The 24,323-nt window shown below is 52.1% G+C and carries 25 protein-coding genes; 15 read left to right on the forward strand and 10 right to left on the reverse strand.

The window, feature by feature from the left end; translation table 11 throughout:
* Positions 1 to 45 precede the first annotated feature (45 nt).
* Positions 46 to 660 (forward strand): NifU family protein, encoded by a 615-nt coding sequence (locus CRP01_RS43225; RefSeq protein WP_099153661.1) that lies wholly within the window; start codon positions 46 to 48, stop codon positions 658 to 660.
* Between the two features lie 79 nt (positions 661 to 739).
* Here the strand turns inward: CRP01_RS43225 and CRP01_RS29490 are convergent, their stop codons facing one another.
* From CRP01_RS29490 to CRP01_RS29500, 3 genes are all read right to left on the reverse strand, one after another.
* Positions 740 to 1,333 (reverse strand): hypothetical protein, encoded by a 594-nt coding sequence (locus tag CRP01_RS29490; RefSeq protein WP_099153662.1) that lies wholly within the window; start codon positions 1,331 to 1,333, stop codon positions 740 to 742.
* A 46-nt stretch (positions 1,334 to 1,379) separates the two neighbouring features.
* A complete protein-coding gene (locus CRP01_RS29495; RefSeq protein ID WP_143473580.1) occupies positions 1,380 to 1,649 on the reverse strand; it encodes an acyl carrier protein in 270 nt (89 codons plus the stop codon).
* Positions 1,650 to 1,759: 110 nt separating this feature from the next.
* Positions 1,760 to 3,706, reverse strand: coding sequence for an endonuclease/exonuclease/phosphatase family protein (locus CRP01_RS29500; RefSeq protein ID WP_143473581.1), 1,947 nt, complete (start codon positions 3,704 to 3,706; stop codon positions 1,760 to 1,762).
* A 45-nt stretch (positions 3,707 to 3,751) separates the two neighbouring features.
* Between CRP01_RS29500 and CRP01_RS29505 the strand changes: the two genes are divergently transcribed.
* The 5 genes from CRP01_RS29505 to CRP01_RS29525 all read left to right on the forward strand — a co-directional run bounded on the left by CRP01_RS29505 (position 3,752) and on the right by CRP01_RS29525 (position 8,063).
* A complete protein-coding gene (locus tag CRP01_RS29505) occupies positions 3,752 to 4,222 on the forward strand; it encodes a hypothetical protein (RefSeq protein ID WP_099153665.1) in 471 nt (156 codons plus the stop codon).
* Between the two features lie 180 nt (positions 4,223 to 4,402).
* A complete protein-coding gene (gene yihA / locus CRP01_RS29510) occupies positions 4,403 to 4,999 on the forward strand; it encodes a ribosome biogenesis GTP-binding protein YihA/YsxC (RefSeq protein ID WP_099153666.1) in 597 nt (198 codons plus the stop codon).
* Entirely contained in the window at positions 4,996 to 6,708 is a 1,713-nt protein-coding gene (locus CRP01_RS29515; protein WP_099153667.1) for a 1-acyl-sn-glycerol-3-phosphate acyltransferase, read from the forward strand. Before yihA ends, CRP01_RS29515 begins: the two co-directional genes overlap by 4 nt.
* Before the next feature lie 23 nt (positions 6,709 to 6,731).
* Positions 6,732 to 7,514 carry an ion transporter gene (locus CRP01_RS29520; protein WP_099153668.1) on the forward strand — a complete coding sequence of 261 codons (783 nt, stop codon included), beginning with the start codon at positions 6,732 to 6,734 and terminating at the stop codon, positions 7,512 to 7,514.
* A gap of 3 nt (positions 7,515 to 7,517) precedes the next feature.
* Positions 7,518 to 8,063 (forward strand): 3'-5' exonuclease, encoded by a 546-nt coding sequence (locus tag CRP01_RS29525; protein WP_099153669.1) that lies wholly within the window; start codon positions 7,518 to 7,520, stop codon positions 8,061 to 8,063.
* Positions 8,064 to 8,140: 77 nt separating this feature from the next.
* Here the strand turns inward: CRP01_RS29525 and ung are convergent, their stop codons facing one another.
* Positions 8,141 to 8,812 carry a uracil-DNA glycosylase gene (gene ung / locus CRP01_RS29530; RefSeq protein ID WP_099153670.1) on the reverse strand — a complete coding sequence of 224 codons (672 nt, stop codon included), beginning with the start codon at positions 8,810 to 8,812 and terminating at the stop codon, positions 8,141 to 8,143.
* Positions 8,813 to 9,031: 219 nt separating this feature from the next.
* Here ung and CRP01_RS29535 point away from each other — a divergent pair, with 219 nt between their 5' ends.
* From CRP01_RS29535 to CRP01_RS29555, 5 genes are all read left to right on the forward strand, one after another.
* A complete protein-coding gene (locus tag CRP01_RS29535) occupies positions 9,032 to 11,584 on the forward strand; it encodes a family 20 glycosylhydrolase (protein ID WP_099153671.1) in 2,553 nt (850 codons plus the stop codon).
* An 80-nt stretch (positions 11,585 to 11,664) separates the two neighbouring features.
* A complete protein-coding gene (locus tag CRP01_RS29540) occupies positions 11,665 to 12,318 on the forward strand; it encodes an IMPACT family protein (RefSeq protein WP_099153672.1) in 654 nt (217 codons plus the stop codon).
* Positions 12,319 to 12,327: 9 nt separating this feature from the next.
* On the forward strand, positions 12,328 to 13,419 hold the full coding sequence (locus CRP01_RS29545) for a BamA/TamA family outer membrane protein (RefSeq protein ID WP_099153673.1): 1,092 nt from the start codon (positions 12,328 to 12,330) through the stop codon (positions 13,417 to 13,419).
* Positions 13,420 to 13,473: 54 nt separating this feature from the next.
* On the forward strand, positions 13,474 to 14,166 hold the full coding sequence (locus CRP01_RS29550; protein ID WP_099153674.1) for a TIGR04283 family arsenosugar biosynthesis glycosyltransferase: 693 nt from the start codon (positions 13,474 to 13,476) through the stop codon (positions 14,164 to 14,166).
* 44 nt (positions 14,167 to 14,210) lie between these two features.
* Complete coding sequence (locus CRP01_RS29555; protein ID WP_099153675.1) at positions 14,211 to 15,650, forward strand: pyridoxal phosphate-dependent decarboxylase family protein; 1,440 nt, start codon at positions 14,211 to 14,213, stop codon at positions 15,648 to 15,650.
* 32 nt (positions 15,651 to 15,682) lie between these two features.
* Here the strand turns inward: CRP01_RS29555 and CRP01_RS29560 are convergent, their stop codons facing one another.
* Entirely contained in the window at positions 15,683 to 16,090 is a 408-nt protein-coding gene (locus tag CRP01_RS29560) for a DUF1761 domain-containing protein (protein WP_099153676.1), read from the reverse strand.
* 257 nt (positions 16,091 to 16,347) lie between these two features.
* Here CRP01_RS29560 and CRP01_RS29565 point away from each other — a divergent pair, with 257 nt between their 5' ends.
* From CRP01_RS29565 to cysM, 4 genes are all read left to right on the forward strand, one after another.
* Positions 16,348 to 17,391 carry a sensor histidine kinase gene (locus CRP01_RS29565; RefSeq protein ID WP_170110596.1) on the forward strand — a complete coding sequence of 348 codons (1,044 nt, stop codon included), beginning with the start codon at positions 16,348 to 16,350 and terminating at the stop codon, positions 17,389 to 17,391.
* 81 nt (positions 17,392 to 17,472) lie between these two features.
* Positions 17,473 to 18,222, forward strand: a complete 750-nt coding sequence (locus CRP01_RS29570) for a LytR/AlgR family response regulator transcription factor (protein ID WP_099153678.1) — start codon at positions 17,473 to 17,475, stop codon at positions 18,220 to 18,222.
* A 123-nt stretch (positions 18,223 to 18,345) separates the two neighbouring features.
* The gene (locus CRP01_RS29575) at positions 18,346 to 19,149 is read left to right on the forward strand and encodes a serine O-acetyltransferase (RefSeq protein ID WP_099153679.1); all 804 of its coding nucleotides are present in this window, start codon (positions 18,346 to 18,348) and stop codon (positions 19,147 to 19,149) included.
* A gap of 58 nt (positions 19,150 to 19,207) precedes the next feature.
* The gene (gene cysM, locus CRP01_RS29580) at positions 19,208 to 20,089 is read left to right on the forward strand and encodes a cysteine synthase CysM (RefSeq protein ID WP_099153680.1); all 882 of its coding nucleotides are present in this window, start codon (positions 19,208 to 19,210) and stop codon (positions 20,087 to 20,089) included.
* A gap of 40 nt (positions 20,090 to 20,129) precedes the next feature.
* On the opposite strand, the gene CRP01_RS29585 is transcribed toward cysM, so the two are convergent.
* The 5 genes from CRP01_RS29585 to CRP01_RS29605 form a co-directional block, all read right to left on the reverse strand.
* A complete protein-coding gene (locus CRP01_RS29585; protein WP_099153681.1) occupies positions 20,130 to 20,345 on the reverse strand; it encodes a PspC domain-containing protein in 216 nt (71 codons plus the stop codon).
* A 110-nt stretch (positions 20,346 to 20,455) separates the two neighbouring features.
* Positions 20,456 to 21,184, reverse strand: a complete 729-nt coding sequence (locus CRP01_RS29590; protein WP_170110597.1) for a metallophosphoesterase — start codon at positions 21,182 to 21,184, stop codon at positions 20,456 to 20,458.
* Between the two features lie 127 nt (positions 21,185 to 21,311).
* The gene (locus tag CRP01_RS29595) at positions 21,312 to 22,247 is read right to left on the reverse strand and encodes a succinylglutamate desuccinylase/aspartoacylase family protein (protein ID WP_099153683.1); all 936 of its coding nucleotides are present in this window, start codon (positions 22,245 to 22,247) and stop codon (positions 21,312 to 21,314) included.
* Positions 22,248 to 22,254: 7 nt separating this feature from the next.
* Complete coding sequence (locus CRP01_RS29600; RefSeq protein WP_099153684.1) at positions 22,255 to 22,881, reverse strand: HAD family hydrolase; 627 nt, start codon at positions 22,879 to 22,881, stop codon at positions 22,255 to 22,257.
* 168 nt (positions 22,882 to 23,049) lie between these two features.
* Positions 23,050 to 24,321 carry a hypothetical protein gene (locus CRP01_RS29605; RefSeq protein WP_099153685.1) on the reverse strand — a complete coding sequence of 424 codons (1,272 nt, stop codon included), beginning with the start codon at positions 24,319 to 24,321 and terminating at the stop codon, positions 23,050 to 23,052.
* Positions 24,322 to 24,323 lie beyond the last annotated feature (2 nt).

The following is a 24,323-nucleotide window of genomic DNA, read 5'->3' on the forward strand; positions in this document are numbered from 1 at the left end:
TATCCGGAAGTTGAAGTTTAAAACGAGTTTGAAACCAATAATCTTATGAGTGATACTGTAACCAAGAGCCCGGTACTGTTGTACACCGAGCAAACTCCCAACCCGGAATCCCTGAAGTTTGTGACCAATCGCATGCTATACAAAGGGACTGCGGATTTCAGAGAAGAAGAACTGGCCCGCGAGTGGTCCGAACTGGCCTCTGAGCTGTTCGATAAGCCGTACGTGAAGGGAGTTTATATCTGCAATAATTTTGTAACGGTTACCAAGGAAATGAACTACGACTGGGCGGATATCATGCTGCCGCTGAAGCAGTTCATCAAGAGCTATATCGAGAACGGCGGCGATATCCTGAAGGAAGGATTTGAGGAAGCGATGGCGGAGATCGAGGAAGAACGCGGCGCGAGCTATGAATATTCGGAAGACGAAGCGGAGATCGTGAATAAGATCAAGGATCTGATCGATACGTACGTGCGCCCCGCCGTGGAAATGGACGGTGGCAATATTACCTTTAAGTCTTATGATGAGGGAATTGTAACGGTGATCCTGCAGGGCGCCTGTAGCGGTTGTCCTTCTTCAACGGTGACCCTCAAAGCGGGGATCGAAGGCATGCTCAAAAGAATGATCCCACAGGTTAAAGAGGTGGTATCGGAAATGGGCTAAGCCTGAGCTAATCATTTGATGCTGCAAAACGGTGATCACCGATCATTGAATTGCAGCATCAAATCAGTTGTAGGTCGCTTCAGTCCTTGTCCCGGAATAATTCAAATACCTGGGTTCCCTTCTCATAGAAAGCTTTAATCTCCTGTGGCGGAAACAATACATCCTTCTTATAGAAGATGAGATAGTAATTCACGCCTTCCACCCGCCATCCTTTCTCTACGCTAAAGAATCGCAAGATCCCGTCGTGCATACTGGCACGCAGATACTGTTCGTCGGAACTCTTCAGGTAATACTGGCGGGAAAATTCGGGAAATTCTTCAAAGTTGATATCCTCAAAGCCAAGCAGGGCACCGATCTTATGGATAAACAGTTCCGGTTTCATCCGGAATTCCGGTAAGCCCAGTTTGCGGGAATCAGCGAAAAAAACCGTCTGCCGGAAGCGTTTGCTGGTTTTGCCCGTACTGATCGTGTACTGGTAATCAAATACCCGGAGATCAGTTTCCAAAAAATCATCCCTGCTCCGGAAAACGTTGGAGATCGTTTTCCGAAAACCCCGCCGGAAGAGCTTGAAGTCTTCCAGAAGGTTGATCAGTCCCCAGTCGTCTTCCGGTGAAAAGTCAACTTTAATTCGATAGGCAATTTCAGCTAGCTGATCGCTTCTACTTCCAGACATGAGCTAATTTTGCCATCAAGGTATAGAAAATTTGAGAAATGCGGGCTTAGGCCGCGGCCCTTTGCTGGAAAAAGAAACTGGCATCCTGTACCGTTTCGATGGCATCGGCCTCTTCCGGACTGAGGTAAATATTCAGCCGGTTTTCCAGTTCAATGATCAGCAACATTTTATCGATGGGATCCAGCAGGAGGTCATCAATAAGGCTGGTGTAGGGGAAAATTCGGGCGCTCGGAATGTTTAAAGACCAGCTGATCATATCTATGATCGCATCTTGGGTGGCCTTGTCGCGGGTGTCTAAAACCATTAGATGATTCATTTAGTAGATTGTTTTCTTTCGCTTGTTTTCTTGGTCTGTTGGATAACGTTTATCTCCCCGGAGAAGTTGCTTGTTAAAATGAAATTGCAGTGAATTTTCGCTGGACGTATCTAATTGCTCGGTAGAACCACAATTTTTTCACTATGAAAAGCATCTCCGGTTCGGATAAACAACCAATAATGGCCGGGCTGGTCAACAGGTATAGTAACACGGTCGTCTCCCATTTGTTTACGCCTTTCGAGGATGGTTTGTCCGTTTGCGGCAACAAGTGTAATGTGTGCGCGAACATCGCGCGGAAGCTCCAAAAAAAGTGGTTCGCCCGTCACTGCGGGGTTGGGAAATACAACGCTTTTTCCTTCCCAAAGAGTGGATTGTACCGCATTGGGTTGGTTGGGTTGGAGGTAGACGACAAAGCCGTCGTGATCGCTGGCCCGCTGCACGATCTGCTCGTTGGGAGCATAGGCGTCGGGAAAGTCCGCATTGGCGCGGGCGAAGGCCATTCCGGTGATCGTAAGCCCTTCCATCGGACCGGCAAGTGCATGGTCAATTTGTTGGGCGGAGCCGTCAAAAACATAGGAATAGCGCTCTGTAGCCGGCAACAGCTGACCCAGGTCCTGGAGGGGCGGCATAACGATAGATTCCAGCGGATAAAGCGCGCCCAGACCGGAGTTACCGGTGATCTGATTGACTACATCGACGTAGCCGTCGGTAAAGGGGTAGGCATTGAAATCCCCTACGATCAACAGATTGTCTGATCTTAGTTCCTGGGCGATCTCCGCCAGCGCTACGGATTGCCGGAAGCGTTTTTCCCGGACGAAACCTGCGTTGTTGCCCTCGATACCCAGCAGGGAGCGAAGGTGAACATTCAATACACTAATGCGGATGTCGCCGGCGGCGCTCAAACCGGCGGAAAAACGCAGGGGCGGCCGGTCGAAAAGTATACCGCCTCCGGGCAGGGTTTCCGTCTTGCCCAATTGTTCCAGCTGAATGTCGGTGAAGGTGCCCGTTTTGGCTAGATAGGCGAGATGAATGTCATCATTGCCGGCCAGGAAAAAAGGGGTATATTCCAGGGAGGCGTCTTGTTGCGCTATGAAGAACCGCAGGGTTGATAAAGCGGAAGCGCTGCCGACTTCCTGCAGGGCCAGGAGATCGGGAGCTCCCAGCATTTCCGTGATGTAAAGGGCCAGTTTACGGGCCTTGTCGTTGAAATCGTCATTGCTTTCTTCGAATCGGCGCACATTCAGACATCCGAGCGTGATCTCGCCGGAAGCAGCTGCGGGAACGGCTCTCGGTTCGGGATTCATCCCCACCTCATAGGTTTCGGGGAACAGAATGTAATCGTCATCCGCCTGAAAGAGCGGCCCGGTCCCGCTGATCGGCGTACGGCCGGCAATAAAACGGTTATTGGGAGCCTGCAGGGCATTGGGCAACAACCAGAAGATCTCCGGATTGCCGTCCCAGACCGGTAGGTTCAACTGTCCGGGATATTCGATGCCCGGTTCGCGAAAGGGGCGTTGATTGCCGGCTACTACCGGTACCATGGATCGGTAGTCCGAAGGGCCGGACGTAATGCCGGAGAACTGTACGCGCATGCCTTCCACGGCTTCCAGTTCCGGTACGGGTTGCGGCTCACCGTTCGGGAAATCCTGGTTCAGGACCACGGCTTCCGGGAGCGTATTACCGCTGCTGACGAGCGTGATCTGCACGCTTCCCTGTCCGATCTGGGTGCGTTTGTCCGTTTCGAGTACGGTGCCGGTCACTTCCACCAGATCGCCTACTTTGCGATTGCCCGCCTGGGTACTCACGACGTAGATTCCGTTCGAAGTCAGTGCATCCTCATCGGCACGATCCGTGGGGCTTTGCATAAAGAAAAAACCGCTGCCGATGGCGGTGATCACGGCCGGTGCGGTCCGGACCTGCTGTCCGGCGTACGGGCTCACCGTGGTAGTGCCCTGGATCTCCCAAACTTCCAGGGGGCCGGTCTGGGCGAAGGATAAAAAGGCGGGGCTGAGGAAAAGAACAATAAAAAGGAATATATTTCCCATATGCTTTAACATAGTGACAGCTTTTGTGTTAGTTGTGGACAACCAGTACGATAAATTATGCAAAATTCAAATAATTCAATTTTTGAAAAAGCGATCGACCCGGTACACCAGGCCATCCTTACTTTCGGCGGAGTGCTGAGTTTTATAATCATTTCCAAGCTCATCAACGCGATCGGTTTGCTTTCGGTTTCCGCCAAATTTCCCTGGATGACGGCCGCCGCCTTTCTGCTGTTGTTTGCCGTTTTTAACAGTGTCTATTCTCTAACTGCAAAAAGTGTGATCAAGTACTGGGGGCGTTCAATTTATTCTTTCATGGGCCTGGCGGTCGCTTCCGGTCTGGCCGCCTATCTGTTCTCGTCCATGACGATCTCGGAGGCTGGTTCCTACCGCTGGATCTATGTAGTGGTGACCTTCGGGTATCTGGTTTTCCTGAGCCTGATGTCCTTTATGCGGAAGATCGTGGAATTTGCCCAGAAGGAAGAGTGGAACCATCCGCGGATCCGGCGCAAGAAACGAAAAAATCGATGAATGCGGATCCCCGCTTAAATGCCAGGGTGTTCACCATCTGGTGGGATGTGAAAAGTCCGGACCCGAATCGTTCTGTTGTACCGAATTGCCGGCAACAACCTGGTGGGATGCCAGGCTCGCACCTTATTCTTTACTAATTATTTGAACCGCAACTTGCGTTAATTACTTACCTTAGCCGCCATGGATATACACCAAGCAGATTTTGTGGGGAGCTATCCCAAACCCGGGCTTTGCCCAACCGACCGGCGGGCGGAATTCGCTTTTATCGGCCGCTCCAATGTGGGTAAATCCTCACTGATCAATATGTTGTGCGGACGGAAAAGCCTGGCTCATGTTTCCAACAAACCCGGTAAGACCCAACTTTTGAATTACTACCTGATCAACGAAGAATGGTATCTGGTGGATCTTCCCGGTTATGGCTACGCCAAACGGTCCAAGAAGGAACGCCGGGGATTCGGCAAGATGATCAACGGGTATTTCCTGGAGCGGAGCGAGATGTACTGTGCTTTTGTCCTGGTGGACAGCAATATTCCCCCGCAGGACATCGATGTGGAGTTCATCAACTGGCTGGGCGAGCACGGCATTCCATTTGTACTGGTCTACACCAAAACCGATCGTCTGAACCAGCGGACCCTGGACGAAAATCTCGACAAAATTCGCAACAAACTACTGGAATACTGGACGCACCTGCCCCAGGAGTTCATCACTTCTTCCCGTACTGGAGAAGGACGCGATGAGGTCCTGACCTTTATTGAAAATACCAAGCAGGCAATATGAGCGAAGACAATAAAATGTACAATCAGGTCTTTCCCCGGATCGAGGATTGGCCTATATATAAACTGAGCGAGGACCGAAAGGATTTTGTGGAAGAGCTCGATGCCTTCACCATGCAGAAACTGGAACTGCTCAACGGTGCAAACATCGGAGATATCATTTCCAAGACCATCTATCTGGAGCGGATCCGGCTCAAGGAAGAACCCTGGAAGGTTGACCCGCCCAACGAACGCCAGTTCTGGCGCCGGATCCAGAAACGACTGGTAAAACACGCCATGGACAAGGAGCCGGCTCAGGCCGAAAAGGTATTTGAAGAGATCCTGCATAAGATCGTGCACCGGTATTCGGAAGAGATCGTCGGTACTTTCCGGATTAAGACTTTCCTTTTTGCCCGTCGTTTTCTGACGGTATTCTTTACCCGTTTGCTCAATACGGCCGTGCTCCGGAATCCCCGCGGACTATGGGGTGGAAAATACCGGCTGCTGGATCGCCTGAAGGTACTGGGCGAGACCGATAAGATCCGCAGCCTGATGCGCAAAGGGACCGTGGTGGTGGTGCCGACCCACTTCAGTAATCTAGATTCCATTCTGATCGGTTATGCGATGGATGCTTTCCTGGGACTGCCATCTTTTTCCTACGGTGCGGGATTGAACCTCTACAACACGGGATACACGGCCTATTTCATGAACCGCCTGGGGGCCTACCGGGTGGATCGCCGCAAGAAAAATCCCATCTACCTGGAGACGCTTAAGTCGATGTCCAAGCTCTCAATAGAACGGGGCGTGAACAGCCTTTTCTTTCCGGGAGGCACCCGCTCCCGGGCGGGCACCCTGGAAACGAAACTGAAAATGGGACTGCTCGGCACCACGATCGAAGCCCAGCGCTCCCTCCTGCAGCGGGGAAAAGAAGAAAAGATATTTATCGTACCGCTGATCCTGAGTTACCACTTCGTGCTGGAGGCGCCCTTTCTGATCGAACAGCATCTGCGCACCATTGGAAAAGAGCGTTATATCCGGACGAAGGATAGTTTCAACAGCCTCTGGCAGATCATCAAATTTACCTGGCGACTGTTTTCCTCGGGCAATGAGATCGTCCTCTCTTTTGCCCGGCCGATGGATGTATTGGGCAACCCGGTAGACATCGAAGGGAACAGCTACGATCAGTACGGCAACCCAATCAATATCCGGGATTATTTCCTGCGGGGAGGAGAGATCCGCAAGGATTTCCAGCGTGAATCGGAATACACCAAGATCCTCGCCGACAAGATCGTTGACCGCTTCCACTGCGAAAACATTGTGCTGACCAGTCATTTGGTCGCTTTTTCCGCTTTCCGGATTCTGAAACAGGAGAACAAACACCTGGATCTCTACGGTATCCTGCGCTTACCGGCCGACGAATTCGTTTTTCCGATGGACTATATGAAGGATGTAGTCGGGCAACTAAGGGAAGAATTGCTCGAAATGGAAAAGCGCAAAGAGATCAAACTTTCGGCGGGTATTCACGGGGATCTGGAAACGCTCATTAACGATGGGATCAAACGGATGGGCAACTTTCATCTAAAAAGTCCGTTACGTATCGATAAAAAAGGCCGTATAGTAAGTGATAGTTTTAAATTATTGTTTTATTATCACAACCGGCTGAAAAACTACGAACTGGAGCGAAAGATAAAATGGAAGGCGTACGAGTTGGAAGAGGTGGATGTGGAAGGTTAATTTACCGATGAAATAACTGGGCAATGTTTAAGCGGTTTTTTCTCTCCGAAAGAAATGTACTAACGGCGATCATCATTAATGCGATCATTATCTGCTGGATGTATTTTCCCCAGTACCGGCACCACGAATGGCTGGAAATGGTCGATCACTTCTTTCTGATATTTTTCATCGTTGAAGCGATTGTGAAGATCCGGGTGCTGGGGGGAAAAGGTTATTTCGGCAGCAAATGGAACCAGTTCGACTTTTTTATCGTGCTGGGCAGCCTGCCGTCCCTGCTCACCTCCTTCATTACGGTACCGAACACCTCCCTGCTGATGATTCTGCGGCTGTTCCGTCTCATCCGTCTGATCCGCTTTATTCGCTTCGTGCCGAACCTCGGGCAGATCCTGGCCGGTCTGGCCCGGGCCATGCGGGCTTCGGTTTTCGTATTGCTGGCCCTCGTTTTTCTGAACTTCATGCTGGCCATTATCTCCTGCCATTTCTTTGCGGGTGTGGCGCCGGACTTCTTTGGGGATCCGCTGGTTTCGGCCTATTCGATCTTTCAGATGTTTACGGTAGAGGGCTGGAATGAGATCCCGGCGGTAATTGCCGCCAATGCCGGAGAAGAGGTCTCTCCATTTTTACTGGGTATGATGCGTTTCTACTTTGTACTGGTGGTCCTGCTGGGCGGCATTTTCGGCATGTCCCTGGCCAACGCCGTCTTTGTCGATGAGATGACTATGGACAACAACAAAATACTGGAAGAGAAAATTGACACACTACAGGAACAGATCCTGGAGTTAAAAGAATTACTGAAGAATAAATAGCTCATGAACTTTATCGTATACGACCTGGAGGCCACCTGCTGGGAGGGCCGTCCACCTAATAAAGTACAGGAAATTATCGAGATCGGTGCGGTAAAGCTGAATCCTTACGGAGAAGTGGAAGGGCATTTCAAGAGTTTCGTCCGGCCCGTCATGAACCCCAATCTGTCCCTGTTTTGCCGACAGCTCACCAATATCGATCAGGTGGATGTCAACCGGGCGGATACTTTCCCGGTGGTGATCGACGACTTTCAGGATTGGATCGGCTATTTCGACGAAGAAGATTACCTGCTGTGCTCCTGGGGCCGCTTCGACCAGAAAATGCTCATCAACGATTCTCATCTCCATAACATGGAGCACGACTGGGTAGAACCACACATCAATCTTAAAAAACAATACCACGAGATCAAGCGACTACACCGCACCCGTGGTCTCCGCTACGCGATAGAAGCCGAAGGTTTCGAATTTACCGGCGAACAACACCGTGCCTACGATGATGCGATCAATCTGGCTCAGATCTTTCTAAAATTCCTGGACGAGTGGCGCTTCTAACCCCTCTGACCCCTGACCCCTTCAATCTGACCCCTGACACCTGACACCTGACCCCTGACACCTTCCCCCCTGACACCTCACACCTTCCAATCAACCGGCGTCTTCCCATGTTCTTCCAAATAAGCATTAGCCTGAGAAAAGTGCTTCGAACCGAAAAAGGCACCACCAGCCAGTGGAGAAGGGTGCGCTGCCATCAGGATCAGGTGCTTGTCGGCATCGATAAGTTCCTTCTTCCGCTTCGCAAAATTTCCCCACAGCATAAAGACGAGATTTTCCCGCCCGGCGGATAATTTCTTGATCACGGCATCCGTGAAATTCTGCCAACCGGCTTTGGAGTGGGCGCCCGCTTTTTTCCGTTCCACGGTGAGCATGGCATTGAGCAGAAATACCCCCTGTTCGGCCCAGGCGGTGAGGTCGCCGTGGGAGGCAATGGGAATGCCGAGGTCATCCTGCAGTTCTTTATAGATATTTTTGAGGGACGGAGGTGTACGTACTCCTTTGGGGACCGAAAAGCTCAATCCCATCGCCTCCCCCGGATTGTGGTAAGGATCCTGTCCGAGAATAACCACTTTGACCTGATCGAAAGGCGTCGTATTGAAGGCATTGAAGATGAGTGATCCGGGCGGGTAGATGGTTTTTCCGGCGGCCTTTTCCTGTTTGATGAAGTTGACCAGCGTTTCGAAGTAGGGCTGATTGAATTCGTCGGACAGCGCATTTTTCCAACTCTCTTCGATACGTACATTACTCATAGTGATCTGTTTACAATAATTTTGGGTGATGGAATTAACTTTAAACTGCCGGTAAAACCGTAAATTCTGCCGGAGGGTTCGGATTAATTAAGAACCCGAACTTAGTAGAAATTGACGAACTTGCTTAATTTCAGCCCACATTTTTACCAGGGTGGGCGGCGGCGGCTTTATCTTATTTTCAGTCGTTCGTTATACCTGCATCCAGACATCAAAAGAATCATGAATAGATTTTCGATCCTATTGCTGCTCTCCATTATCTTTTTTCAGTGGAACTGCCAATCAGAACAAACGGAACAGACCGGTTTGGAAAACGTAGCCATCAGCTGGCAATTGGAATCCAACCAGGTGGCCGAATCTCCGCGATTCCGGGCCTCTTTTACCATAACCAACCGGGGCAATACACCCATTGAAGGCAATGACTGGAGTATGTATTTCAGCCAGACGCCACGCGATATTGTGGAGGGAAGTGTTACCGGCCCGGCTGAGATCGAGCGGGTCAACGGGGATCTTTATCAACTGCGCCCGGCAAGTGGTTTTTCCCTGACGCCCGGCGACAGTCTGACCATCACCTACGAAGGAGAAGCCTGGTTGATCAAAGAAACCGACGCACCGCTTGGACTTTATTTTGTGCAGGAAAAAGCCGGCGGACAGGAAGAGACCATTCCGGTGGCCCGCTATACCATCTGGCCATTTGAAAATGAAGAACAATACAGCCGCCATAAAAATGACAAAACGCCGTTTCCCGAGGCGGCATTGGTGTTCGATCAGAATACGGAAGCGAATTTGTTACCGCCCGGTGAAGTGCCGCAGATCATTCCCTTCCCCCGTTCGGTGGTGTCCGGTTCGGGTAAGCTGACGATTGACGGTGGTACCACCATCCATTTCAGCCCCGGCCTGCAGAACGAATCCGAGCAATTGCGTAATTCCCTGGGAAATTTTCTGACCACCACTCCGACCGCTACCCAGATGGAAGGCACAATGGTGACGGAAGGCATCGTGTTGTCCATTAATGCCGGACTGGCGGAGGAAAGCCCCGAAGCTTACCAACTGGACATCGATGGCAGCCGTGCCGCCATCCAGGGTAAAAGTGCCGCCGGTGTATTTCGCGGCATACAGAGTCTACTGGCCCTGGTTCCGGTAGAGAACTGGATCAAAAAATCGGGCTCCCTCCAACTACCGCAGGTGGCCATAAAGGATGCCCCGCTTTTTGCCTACCGGGGAATGATGCTGGATATCGCCCGGAATTTCAACGATCTCACGGCGATCAAAAAGCTGATCGACGGCATGGCGTTCTACAAGCTCAATAAATTACATCTGCACCTAACCGATGATGAAGGCTGGCGGCTGGAAATTCCCGGATTGCCGGAGTTGACGGATGTCGGAGCCCGTCGCGGGCATACGGCGGACGAAGCCGACCGGCTGGCCCCTGCTTACGGTTCCGGACCCGGCGGTGAAGGCTCGCACGGTACCGGATACCTGAGCCGTAGTGATTTTATTGAACTGCTGCAGTACGCTACCCGCAGACACATCGAAGTGATCCCGGAACTGAATATGCCCGGACACGCCCGGGCGGCGATCAAATCGATGGAGGCCCGTTACCGGAAAATGTCGGTCGATAATGATCTGGCCTCGGCCGAAGCTTACCGACTGGCCGATCCGGAAGATCAATCGGAATACCGTTCCGTCCAGTACTACCCGGATAATGTGGTCTGTGTCTGCTGCGAAGGTACCTACCGCTTTTACGAAAAAGTGGTGGACGAAGTACGGGCGATGTATACCGAAGCGGGAGCAGTGCTTACCACCATTCATACCGGTGGTGATGAAGTACCGGGCGGCGTTTGGACGGCTTCACCGGCCTGTGCGGACCTGATCGATCAGGAGCCAGATATCAACAGCACTGCGGAATTACCCACCTATTTCTTCAGCCGCATCAGCCAGATCCTGGCCGACCGTGGTTTGAAGGCTGCCGGTTGGGAAGAGATCGCCATGCAGAAAGTAGAAGGTGGTTGGGTACCCCATCCGGATTTCGCCAACGGGAATGTGATTCCCTTTGTGTGGCAGAACCTCTGGGGGAATCAGGACCTCGGTTACCGGCTCGCCAATGCGGGCTATCCGGTCGTACTCTGTAATGTGACCAATTTGTACTTTGACCTGGCCTACAATAAAGATCCCCGGGAACCCGGGTTTTACTGGGGCGGTTTCGTCGATACGCGAAAGGCGTTTGATTTTCGTCCCTTTGATGTTTTCACTTCAACCAATTTTGACCCGATGGGCAACGCTTTCGACGTGGCCCGGGATTATAAAGATATGGAACGTCTGCAGCCGGCAGCCCGTAAGAACATTCTGGGGATTCAGGGCCAGTTGTGGAGTGAGACCATCAAAGGCCAGAATATGATGGAATACTACATCTTTCCCAAGTTGCTGGGGCTGGCCCAAAGGGCCTGGTCGGCACCCCTGGGTGAAGGTGCGGCGGTAAATGATGAATGGGAGAAATTTGCCAACGCATTGGGCCAGAGAGAGCTTATTCACCTGGATTACCTGTCGGGGGGCTACAACTACCGGATCCCTACTCCCGGAGCCAAGATCGAGAACGGAAAGGCTATGGCAAATGTACCCTTCCCGGGCCTGACCATCCGGTACACCACGGACGGCAGTGAACCCTCTACTGCTTCGACACTTTATGCCGAACCGGTAGCGGTGGACAGCCTGGTTTGTTTCAAGGCGTTCGATCAGCGTGGGCGTTCCAGCCGAATGATTTGTGTGAATCAGTAGGCTTGCCAATAGAGCACTTGCCGAATAATGAAAACGGCACGGCCTGAGCCATGCCGGACCTTTTAATAGTTTAGCAGCTGATGGAAGATGCCTACCAAACAATTGCGGGGCCGAGTACCGGGGAATTCCGGGACCGGGGCAGTAAGTTTCTGGCTTACGCCTACCCGGTGTACGATGAGGAGACGATCAATGAGCATTTGCTGGAACTGAAAAAACTTCACCCCAAGGCCCGCCACCATTGCTACGCCTGGCGCCTCGGGACTGACGGTTTGCAATTTCGGGCCAATGACGACGGAGAACCCAGCGGTACCGCCGGACGGCCCATCCTCGGTCAGATCGACAGTTTTGAACTTACCAATGTTTTCGTGGTCGTTGTCCGTTATTTCGGAGGCACCAAGCTCGGCACCTCCGGTCTGATCAATGCGTATAAGGTGAGCACGGCCGCCGCCCTGGAAGCGGCCGAGATCGAAGAACGTCTTTTGGAAGCCGTCTACCAGGTCGAGTTTGAATACAGCCTGATGAGTGATGTCATGAATGCTGTGAAGCAGTACGAGGTGGAGATCATTAAACAGGAATTTACCGACAAGGGATACCTGCAGATCGCCATTCGACTCAGCGAAACGGAAGAAAAACTGATGCGGATCCGCGCTCAGATCGCCGGCGCTTTTCTCGAAGAAAAAGAGAAATGGGAAACCATTGAAGGCCTGGAGATCGAATATAAGTTTACACGCTAATCCAAATTCATGCGCAATATTTTCTTCCTGTTTTTCTTTGCCGGTTCCATTTTGTCATTTGGCCAGGAAGCCGACACCTCCGGCCGGGATCGCCGGGGAAGTGTTTTCGGCCTGCCGATCGTTTACGTTACGCCGGAGACCAGTTGGGCATTCGGCGCAGCCGGCATCTATTCCTTCTATGCGGACCGAAAAGCTCCCGTAGCCGGCACCCGGCCTTCCCAGTTGCAGCTCGCTTTTGCCTATACGCTGAAAAAACAGATCCTGTTCTACCTACCGTACGACATCTTCACCGGTGGAAATCAGTACCGCTTTAACGGTGAGATCGGCCTGTATCGCTATACGTATTTCTACTTCGGCATTGGTAATGAGTATCCGGATTACGACGGAGAACTGTTTGGGATCAGTTTTGCCCGTATTCGCCTCAATGCGCTGAAAAAGACCCAAAAGCACCTGTTTCTCGGACTGCGCTACTGGATGGATCGTTTTACCATTGATGAAGTGGAAGACCAGGGCCTGCTGACGGATCGTACGGTCGCCGGCGCTAATGGCGGCATGGTTTCCGGTCTGGGACCAACCCTGTTGATCGATTCCCGGGACAATCTGTTTTTTCCCCGGAAAGGAGCCCTGGTGGAAGCGGCCGTCATTGCACATGCTCCTTTGCTGGGTAGTGATTTTTCCTATTCCAAATTCAGCGTCAATGCTTCCCGCTATCTGGTACCCGTACCGAAAACGGTGCTGGCCTTGAATGCCTATATGGAGTTCAATTCGGGCACGGTTCCGTTTAATCAGATGGCGCTGCTCGGTGGCGCCAAAAAGCTGCGTGGCTACTACGAAGGTCGTTTCCGGGACAAGCAACTGTTAATTTTGCAGGGAGAATGGCGTTTTCCCATCTGGAAAAGATTCAAAGGTACCATTGTTGGCGGTGCGGGAATGGTGGCCGATAAGCTCGCCAATTTCAACCTGGATAATCTCCGGCCGGCCTACGGCGCGGGTTTGCGTTATCTGGCGCTGAAAGCACAACAGATCCACATCCGCCTGGATTTTGCCTGGGGGCAAAACGACAATAGCGGATTCTATTTGACGATCGGTGAAGCCTTTTGACCAAACACGAAACCGTTTTCGGCGTTCATGACGTATATGGTTTAAATGTTAGAAATGGAGATATCGATCATAATCCCTACCCTGAATGAGGCGGAAAACATTGATCGTCTGGTGAGACATCTGGTGTCCCACGGCGGACAGCAGTTATTGGAAGTAATCGTAGTGGATGGTGGCAGTACGGACAATACCCTGAATTTAGCCGCTCGTGCGGGAGCCGAAGTACTGATATCTCCCAAACGGGGACGTTCCGCCCAGATGAACTACGGAGCGAGCCGGGCACGGGGAAATCTACTTTATTTTGTCCACGCAGATACCTTACCTCCGGCCCACTTTGCTGCTGATATCCGGGAGTCCCTGGAGTTGGACTACCCGCTGGGTTGTTTCCGTTTCCGCTTTGATTCCCGTCGCCCGCTCTTGCGGCTGAATTCCTGGTTTACCCGTTTCGACCTGTTATGGTGCCGTGGCGGCGACCAGTCCCTTTACATCCAACGGGATCTTTTTCGGGAACTCGACGGATTTTCCGATGAACACATCATCATGGAGGAATACGATCTCATCGTGCGGGCCCGCCGTGATCACGCCTTCCGGATCATTCCCCGTGAGATCCTGGTCTCGGCCCGGAAATACGAATCCAACAGCTACCTGCGGGTGCAGATCGCCAATTTCATTGCATTTAACATGTACCGACTGGGTTTTCCCCAAAAACGCATTTACAATACCTACCGCCGGATGTTGGATTATCGTTAAATTGCGCCCGAAAATAGTATCCGATCTATCCTTTTACCTAGTTTATGACTGAATTGCTCAACCAGGCCTACGCTGCGGATACTTTCCGCCGGCAGGGCCACGCACTTATCGATCAACTGGCTGATTATCTGGAGGCAGTCCGCCGTCCCGATTATCCGGCGGGAGCCATCGATTTTCATTTTCCGGAAGACTCCCTGCAACAGTGGACGGAGGACCTCCGGACGGCTCCCAATCCAGATGTAGCCGACCTGTTTACCCGCGCCATGGACCAGAGTGTGCGCCTGTTGCATCCCCAATACGTGGGGCATCAGATCAGTCCGCCCGTACCGGTATCCGTACTGGCCGGATTGCTCGGAGATTTTCTGAATAACGGTATGGGGGTTTACGAGATGGGCATGGCCGGCTCAACGACCGAACGGTTAGTGGCGCTCACGGTAGCCCGGCAACTGGGATTCCCGGAGGAGGCCGATGGTTTTATTACCTCCGGCGGCACTCTGGCCAATCTGACGGCCCTGCTGAGCGCCCGCGGGAGGAAAGCTTCTTCTAACATCTGGAAATCAGGCAGTAAAGGCCAACTGGCGCTGATGGTTTCCGAGGAGGCGCATTATTGTGTCGACCGGGCCGTTCGCATTATGGGCTGGGGCGATGCGGGTATCATCAAGGTGCCGGTGGATGATCGTTACTGCATGCGCACGGATCTGCTCGAAGCATATTACCAGGAGGCTACTGCGGCGGGCATAGAAGTGATCGCCGTGGTGGGAAGTGCTTGTACCACCGCCACCGGCAGCTTCGATGACCTGGCAGGTATTGGGGATTTTTGCCGCCGGCACGATCTCTGGTTTCACGTTGACGGTGCCCACGGAGCGGCCCTGGCCTTTTCCGGCAAATACGCGCCGGTAGTCAGAGGGATCGATAAAGCGGACAGTGTGGCGATGGATTTTCACAAAATGCTGCTGACGCCTTCCATCACCACCGCACTGGTATTTCGCAATGGCGCCGACAGCTACCGGACCTTTAGTCAGGAAGCGCAATACCTGTTTAACCGGGAGGAACCCGAGTGGTTCAATATGGCCAAACGCACTTTCGAGTGCACCAAACTGATGATCGGCTTTAAGGCTTACAGTATCATCCGTACTTACGGCACCAAATTATTTGATGAATACGTCACCCTCGTCTGTGACCTCGGGCATACCCTGGCGGATCAGGTCCGAAAAAGAAATGAACTTACCTTGGCGATGGAGCCCTTTTGCAACATCATTTGTTTCCGCTACGCACCGGCGGGAGTTTCGGAAGAACAGCTCAACGAGATCAATGAACGCATTCGTCAGCGAATGCTGGAAGATGGCGATTTTTATCTGGTGCAGACCCGGCTCAAAGGTAAGCTCTATCTGCGCTGCACCCTGACGAATCCCTTCACCAAAGCCGGCGATCTGGAAAAACTGCTGGATACGGTTATAGCCGTAGGGAACGGAGTGCAGGTCTAGAACTACCCGCACTCCCTGTATTTTTCAATTGCTTATCGCCACCAGCCGATGACCAGTCCCATCAGGGTAAGTGAGACGACCATATAGGCGGCATTGATCAGCATGTACCGGGTGGATCGGCGTTCAAAGAGACCGATAATGAAAATGCCCATGGCAACCCAGCCGAAACCGGCCAGAAAACCGGCAATCGCTCCCCAGGATGCCGTAGTGCCGGGATCGTTGAGGAACATGCCGAGGTTAAAGGCCATCACCAGCGACCACAAAAATGCGAAGCCAAATATGCGGGCACTGTTGCCCTGCTGCAGCTCCGCTTCGGTCAGATTGTTTTCCTGCATCCAGGCTTTTCCGAACAGCAGGGGAGAATACCACATTCCTCCAATGACAAAGGAAAGTACTGCGGCAACCAGCACCGCGGGAATGTTGAGGGTAGAAGGATCCATGCGTTTTACGTTTTTGTTTGCAATAGGCTCAATTTCGCAATAATTTGTTTCTTCTCTAAAAGGAATTTACCTAAACCGGATACTGGCCGTCCCAAACCGAATTTTGGCGACCTGTAAGTAGAATAGGGGAGCGTTAACGTCATTATCCGGAAGGGAAAGGTAAAAAGGAATTCTTATTTTAATGCCGACATTTCCCGGTGACAACTTTCTATAGTTTTTTCAAGCATTGCCAGAACAGAATGAAGCGGGCTTCCGACATGACTGATGAACAGGATATCAGGGACATTCCTCTGATGCTCTGGCTTGTCCCCGGTTTTGGGATCATCATTCCCAATCTCACCGGTCTGTTCGGACCGCTGCGGCCATCCGACGGTCTCTACTGGCTCGGTTACGTCTGCTTTATCGGTCTGGCTTACACCATCTGGTGGGGAAATCGCTGGCTGTACCTGCGCCAGCGACGGTATTTCGATTGGTTTCAGCGCCCCGTTTCCAAAGTCATTACGGTACTTTTTGCCAACATTTTTTATACGGCACCGGTGACCCTGATCTGGTGTTGGGCCTGGTATTATTTCCGGGACGTACCGGTGGACTGGGTCGTGATCAAGGACACCAGTCTGTTTAATGTGATCGCCGTTATATTTATCACCCACGTTTACGAAACGGCCTTTTTGATCAAGGACCGGGAGACGGATATGCTCCGACTGGCAAAACTGGAACAATCCCGGGCGCTGGCCGAACTGGAAGCGCTGAAAAATCAGGTGGATCCGCACTTCATGTTCAACTCCCTGAATACCTTGTCCCATCTGGTAAGCACCAACCAGCGAAATGCGGAAGAATTTATCGAAAAACTGGCGGACGTTTACCGGTACATCCTGCAGAGTAAGGAAAAGGACCTGGTTCAGTTGATCGAGGAAATACAGTTTCTGAATAACTATTTCGATCTGCTGCGGCTGCGGTTCGGCAGTTCTATTTTACTGGATATCGAAAGTCCGGTGCAGGAGCTGCAGTTCCTGCCGCCCATTTCTCTGCAATTGTTGCTGGAAAATGCCGTGAAACACAACGGCTTCGATGAAAAGCAACCGCTAATGATCCAGGTAGACTGCCGGGAGGATCACATCCTGTTCGTCAACAACCGAAGGAAAAAGACCGGGGGTGGGATCGTATCCAACGGCATTGGCCTGCAGAATCTGAATAACCGCTTCCAGCTCTTGTTACAGCAACCGATCGAAATCCGCGAACAGGCGGACCGGTTTTCCGTGAAATTGCCGCTGGTGAGCCTGGATGGCGGCGGGACGGGGTAACCCAAAGAGTATCCGTACGTAAGACCGGAAAGAAAGAATATCCGGCACACTTGAAACCAGGAAACACAAAACGACTATACTATGAAAATTTTATTGGTGGAAGATGAGCTACCGGCCCGGGAACGGCTTAAAAACCTGTTGGCCAAAATGAAGACGAAGATCAGCACTGTCGCTGAGGCCGGAAGTATCCAGGAAGCGGTACTCCGGTTGGAAGAAGAAAACGATTTCGATCTGGCATTCTTTGACATTCAGTTATCCGATGGGCTATCTTTTGAGATCTTTCGCAAGGTAAATGTCCGGATCCCGGTGATCTTTACCACGGCCTACGATGCCTATCTGCTGGAAGCCTTCCATTCCAATGGTATTGATTATCTACTGAAGCCGCTAAAGGAACGGGAACTCTTCCGGGCGCTGCAGAAATTCTACCAGTTGCAATCCCATTTTTCGGCGGATATTGCCGGTTTCATCGCTCAGATGACCGAAAAGACCAATTACCTGAAACGCATTGCCGGTATGAAATCCAGCGCCATGATCCCGGTCAAAGTCGAGGAGGTTGCCTGGTTTACCACCCGTCATAAGGTAACTTTGCTGCGCACATTCGGGGATGAGAGTCTGGTGGTCAACAAACCCCTGACTAATCTGGAAGGGGTGCTGGATCCGCACCAGTTCCGGCGGGTCAACCGGCAATACATCGTCAATATTGAGGCCGTCCGGCAGATCAAACCTTATCAGAAAGGCAAATTATTACTCAGTCTGGAACCTTCCTCCGGTGAGGAGATCGTGATCAGCCAGGAGCAGGCCAGTCTGATGAAAGAATGGCTGGAGATCTGATAAAACTCCGGCTGGCTGGAAGTCCGGTTGCGGAATATCTGATAAGAAATCGGGGAATAGAACAACTTTAGCCCGATTCATTCAGTATATATATGGTATAATTGTGATGCACAACGGAAAGCAATGGAAGATAAATTTGTTGAAAGACTTTACAGTGAGCACCTGAACGCTCAGACCATCCCTTCGCCGGGACTGGCCTGCAGTTGGGTAAAGGGTACACTGGAGATGCTGTTTCCCGAACTGGCCGATCGGCAATACGCCACCTACCGGGCCTTTCGCCAGCATTTCGACGATCTTCGGCTGGATCTTTACAACATCCTGCGGACGATCGAACACCGCCTGGAATTTACGGCCGAGGTGGTGGAAAAAAAATTCCTGGAACGCCTGCCCCAGATCCGGGAAAAGCTGATCCGGGATGCGGATGCGATTTGTGCCGGTGACCCGGCAGCCCTGGATCGCACCGAAGTGATCCGGACCTATCCGGGCTTTTTCGCCATTGCCATTTACCGGCTGGCGCACGAATTCCACTTGATGAACGTGCCCCTCATTCCCCGCATCCTTACTGAATTTGCCCACGGAGAAACGGGGATCGATATCCACCCCGGGGCGAGTATCGGCGAAAAATTCTGCATTGACCACGGCACCGGCATCGTCATCGGCGGCACCTGTGTGATCGGAGATCACGTAAAGATCTACCAGGGAGTTACCCTGGGTGCACTGAGTGTACAGAAGGAATTCGCCAAACTCAAACGCCATCCGACGATCGAAGATAATGTCGTGATCTACGCCGGTACCACTATTCTAGGCGGAGATACGGTCATTGGCCGGGACAGTATCATCGGCGGTAACGTCTGGCTGACCAAAAGCCTGCCTCCGGGTTCGCGGGTCTACTACCAGGGGCATATCAACCAGCGTCATTCCGTATGACCTATAGCAACAGCAAAAATTATCAAACCATAAATAATAGCAAAAGCAATATAGCGTAATGGGTAGTATACTGGATTTATTAGGGAATACCCCTTTAGTGGAGATCAGCCATATTATTAAGAAACCGGGAGTTACCGTGTACGGAAAACTGGAAGGCCAGAATCCCGGTGGGAGTGTAAAAGACCGTCCTGCCTACGGTATGATCAAAGGGGCCCTGGACCGCGGAGAGATCCAGCCGGGCGTAAAACTGGTGGAAGCTACCAGCGGCAATACCGGGATCGCCCTGGCGATGATCGCCCGCCTGTTCGGATTGGAGATCACCCTGGTGATGCCGGAAGATTCTACCCTGGAGCGGATCCAGACCATGCGGGCCTACGGTGCGGAAGTCGTCCTGACCCCGGCGGAAAAAACCATCGAATATTCCAGAGAATACGCCCAGTCCCTGGTAGATCAGGGCGGGTATTTTATGCTGAACCAGTTCGGAAATCCCGATAATTGGGGCATCCATTATAAAACCACCGGTCCGGAGATCTGGCGCGATACGGAAGGCAAGATCACCCACTTTGTCTCCTCTATGGGCACTACCGGTACCATCATGGGCGTTTCGCGTTACCTCAAGGAGCAGAGCGAAGCCGTACAGATCGTTGGGGTACAGCCGACGGACGGATCCCGAATCCCGGGTATTCGTCGCTGGTCACCTGAATTCCTGCCCGAAATATTCGAAGCCGACCGGGTGGATCAAAAAATTGATGTGTCGCAAAAAGAAGCTACGGATATGATGCAACGGCTGGCCAAGGAAGAAGCCATTTTCGCCGGTATGAGTAGCGGCGGGGCGGTAGCGGCGGCCGCAAAGCTGGCGGAAAGCCTGGATGAAGGGGTGGTGGTCTGTATTATTTGCGATCGCGGAGACCGCTATTTATCATCGGGTATATTTGGTTAGCGGGCGTACCCGGGACGCCGGCGTCGGTTCCCGGGGCATATTATTCCCACAACCAACTGTTTTTCTTGCGGATATAAGTGCGGAGATTCAGCCAGAATGCCGTGAAGAGATACAGTAAAACCGGCGAACCAAGGGTTACAAAGGAAATGTAAATAAAGTACAGACGCACCCGCGCGGAGGAGATGCCCATCTTTTCTCCCAAATAGCTGCAGACGCCAAATGCAGAGCGCTCCAGCATATCTTTTAGTCGCTTCATTAGTACGGATTTTGTGGTTTAAAGGCGCTGTTTAAACAATGCAGGCCTGATTTGGTTCCGAACTAAATTAAGTTTTTCGCTAATAATATACCAAGGGCTTTCCCAAGATTTTATAAAAATATGACAGTATGGCTGAGCTGACTGGTCGTCGCATCGATCTCCCGTAATGCCGGCCGGTAGTGATCTACGGCAAACTCCTCGGAATGCTGATCGATCTGAAAAAAGCAGGAAGGCGTAATGTGCACATTCAGGTTGTCGATACTGATCGTTTTGTCAACGTGGTAGTGCCCGCAAAAGATATCGATCCGCTGATTGTGGGCAAGGAGAATGTCGAGGACTTCTTCCCGGTTCTTCAGGGCATAGTTCCGATCCATATGCGGTACACCGGCCAGTAGGGGCGGATGGTGCATAAAAATGATCACCGGGCCGCCCTGATGTTTCAGGGCATCATCCAGCCAGTCGAGCTGTTTTTTGGAGACCATTCCGGTGGTCGTATCCAAAAAGAGGTAGGGAAAACCTTCCAGTTGCCGCTGGTAGTAGAGTTCGCCGTCCTGGAGCAGATGCTCGCAGTCGAACGATTTGGCCAGAGTGCGGGGATTATCGTGGTTGCCGGACAGCAGGTCGTAGGTGATCTCCAGGCTGTCCAGATGCTGTTTGATCCAGCGGTAGATCTCGGGATCGGCCTGTTCAAAACACAGGTCGCCCGACACCACGATGTAGTCCGGAGCCAGCGCTCTGGTCTTCTGACAGATCCCTAAAAAGTTGGCACGGACATCGACGTCAAAGGTAGCCTCATCAGCTAAACCAACGTGCAGGTCGGTTATTTGAACGATTCTCATAGCGGGGCAAATATACGTTTTTTTGGCAGAGACCGATAAGCGCGCAAAATAGGCAAAAAGTACCGGATGGCGGGGCATTCAGCCCGGCTTACCGCGCTGTGTACATCTTAATTCAATCGGCTGCCGGTCACTCGTAAGCAATATGGAAAAGCGCGTCTCCCTGACTGACTACCGGGGCGTTGTTGTGCCCGATGATTATGCCGGATTCCTTGGCTTTTACCCATATGGTATTGGATTTTCCGTAAGGTCCGTTGATCTGTCCGATGACGTCTCCCTTCTCCACTTTATTGCCCGAACATTTGATCCAAAGGAACATTCCGGCTTTTTCGGCACGAATCCAGGTCGTTTTTTTAAAAACTTCCGTATTCGCAGCCTTGGCTTCGGATTTGATCATTTCGCGCCGGGCCAGTACCCGGTGTAGCCCGCTCAGCCCTTTCTGGATCGCCATCGAATCGTAGCGTAGGCTTTCGCCGCCTTCAAACACAATGATCGGTTTTTCCAGATCCAGGGCCGTGCGGCGCAGGGATTTGGCAATGGTGCCCATGCCGAGGGCAAAAGGAGCGCCGAAATCCATGGCCAGTTGCTCGCTTTCCGCGTGATTCCGGGTGAAGCGCACCTGCGGATAATTGTACAGGCTGCGTCCACCGGTGTGAAAATCGATGCCGAAATCCACAAGCGGCAATATCTTTTTGGTGATGGTCCGGGCTACCCGGCTGGCCAGACTGCCGGAAGTGCTTCCGGGAAAACTGCGGTTTACATCCTTTCCGTCCGGAACGTCCCGGCTGAAATTAATAAAGCCGTAGATGTTGAGGAGCGGGATTGCGATCACATTGCCTTTGGTCAACTGCTCGAACAATCCGTCGTCTACGGCTCGCCGGATGATCTCTACCCCGTTGATCTCATCGCCGTGCACTCCGCCCAGTACCAACATCGTGGGGCCGGGTTCCGCACTCCGGTAAATATGCGCATGAATACTGATCCGGGTCCCGGAAGGTAACTGACCGACGGAGATCTTGATGCTGTTCTGTTCTCCGGGGGCTATGTCAATACCATTGATATTCATACTGTTTTTAAATTATTCCTGCCTGTTCCAGAGTCGCTCTCAGCGCCGCCGGATCGGTGAAGTGGATCGCGTGGATGCCGAATTCCCGGGCGGCGGTTATATTGGGCATACTGTCGTCGATGAAGACGGCTTTATCCGGTTCGATGCCGTAACGATCGACGAGCAGCTGGTAGATCTTCGGATCGGGTTTTTTGAGGTTTTCCGCTCCCGATACGAGGATGCCCTCAAAGATCTGCAGAAAATCGTAGCGCTCCCAGGCGTAGGGCCAGGTTTCGGCCGACCAGTTGGTCAGCGCGAGTAAGCGGTGCCGGCCCTGTTCTTCCAATTCTTGCAGGATCTCGACGGTACCTGCTATCGGTCCGTTCAGCATTTCGGTCCAGCGTTCGCGGAAAGCGCGGATCTCGGTGGTGTATTCGGGATGCCGGCCGGTGAGCAGTTCTGTAGCTTCCGCCCAGGTGCGGCCCGCATCCTGCTGGGCGTTCCAGCTGGGAGTGCAGACATGGTTGAGGAAATGCTGGATGTCTTCCTCCCGGTCAAATATCTTGCGGTACAGGTATTCCGGGTTCCAGTCGATCAGAACGGCACCCAGGTCAAAGATAACGGTGTCTATTTCGGTGTTGCTGCTAATGCTCATTACGTTGTTTAGATTATATCCATTCCTCCCGGTATTCCAGGTCCGGAGGTTGGTAGTTGATGAACTGTACAATGTGGGGTTTGTCGGAAGTATTGAAGCTGCTGCCGTGCGGTAGGCAATGCTTCCCTCGTCTTGAATGGCCTGCGAAACTGTTTCCATCATGTTCGTTCACCGGTCTAATTTAATCACTTGCGGCATGCCGTTCAGCTGTAGTCTTTGCCCTCTGAAGCTTACTTCGCTGACTTCTGCCCGAAAAGGCCCGGCCTGCCAGGCCAAATATAGCAGGTTTGCACCGTCGGAAAGACTGAAAATGTAAACATCTTTTTCGGAAATTACCTCCTGGAAACGATAGGCGCCGTAGCGATCCAGAAAATCGCGGATCAGAAAATAGCTTTTTTTGGGGCGCTTCCGGGCGTCGATGAGCCCGCAACTGGAATAGATCGGTACGTGTGGCTGATCGTATAATTCGTAAAAGATCAGCCGGTTAACGCCATAGCGGGCACTCAGCAGCAGGGCCCGCAGGAGGTAGGCGGCTTGTGCATTTTCCCCGATCGTTTCGCTGTTCCAGCCCGTTTCGGTAATGTTGAGGTCCAGGTGCGGTGCTACCGAATCTCTCCAGGCCACCAGGTCCGTAAATTCCAGAAAACGGCCGTTGGGGCTTTCCGGCGCCTGATTGATATCGTGGGTACCCTTTTCAAAAGCGTAAAAATGGCCGCTGATCGCCGCCAGCTTATCAAGGGTGCTCCGGGGTAGCATCTGGTCGATATGGTCATTGATGCGACTGTCGGGTTTGGAATTCTGGAAAGCCGGCGCCGAAAGCTGAAGTCGCCATCGCCCGCCGTAATAATCGTCTCCCGCCCGGATGACGGTGCGCAGGAGTTGTTCGAAACACTCCGGTCCCGGGGTTGCTTCGCCCCAGGGTTCGTTCCCGATCTCAAGCAGATCCACCAGACATTCCCTGCGGCGATCCCTGGGACAGAAGGTGGCAAGGTATTCCTGGGTATAGGTGTAAACGGTGGATTCCAGGTCACCCCATTCGTCGCAGGTGTACCACTTGTCGGGCCATTTTCCCACAGTTTCCCAACTGTGGATGACGTAAGGAATTCTTTCTTTCCAGTTTTTGGTTCGGTAGTAATTCTCACTGAAACCGCCCCAGCGGGCCCCTTCCTGAAAGGCAGCGGGCTGAAAATCTGCGGGTTGCCGATCTTCAAAATCCTTTTCCTGGAGGTAAAACATGCGGGCATTGGCAAAGATGCGGCCGGGAAAAGAATCTTTTTTAATTTCACTGTCCCAGTTGGTGCCACCGGTTACTCCGAACATCTGACGCAGGGATAGCGCATGGGGGCGGGCCGGAGGCAGATACTGCTGAGCCCGGCATCCGGGAAGGCCGGTTGAACAAATGATGAGGGTCAGGACTTTTATGAATAAGCATTTTTTCAAAT

Origin of the sequence: Flavilitoribacter nigricans DSM 23189 = NBRC 102662, from assembly GCF_002646595.1 — a bacterium.
Taxonomy (GTDB): Bacteria; Bacteroidota; Bacteroidia; order Chitinophagales; family Saprospiraceae; genus Flavilitoribacter; species Flavilitoribacter nigricans.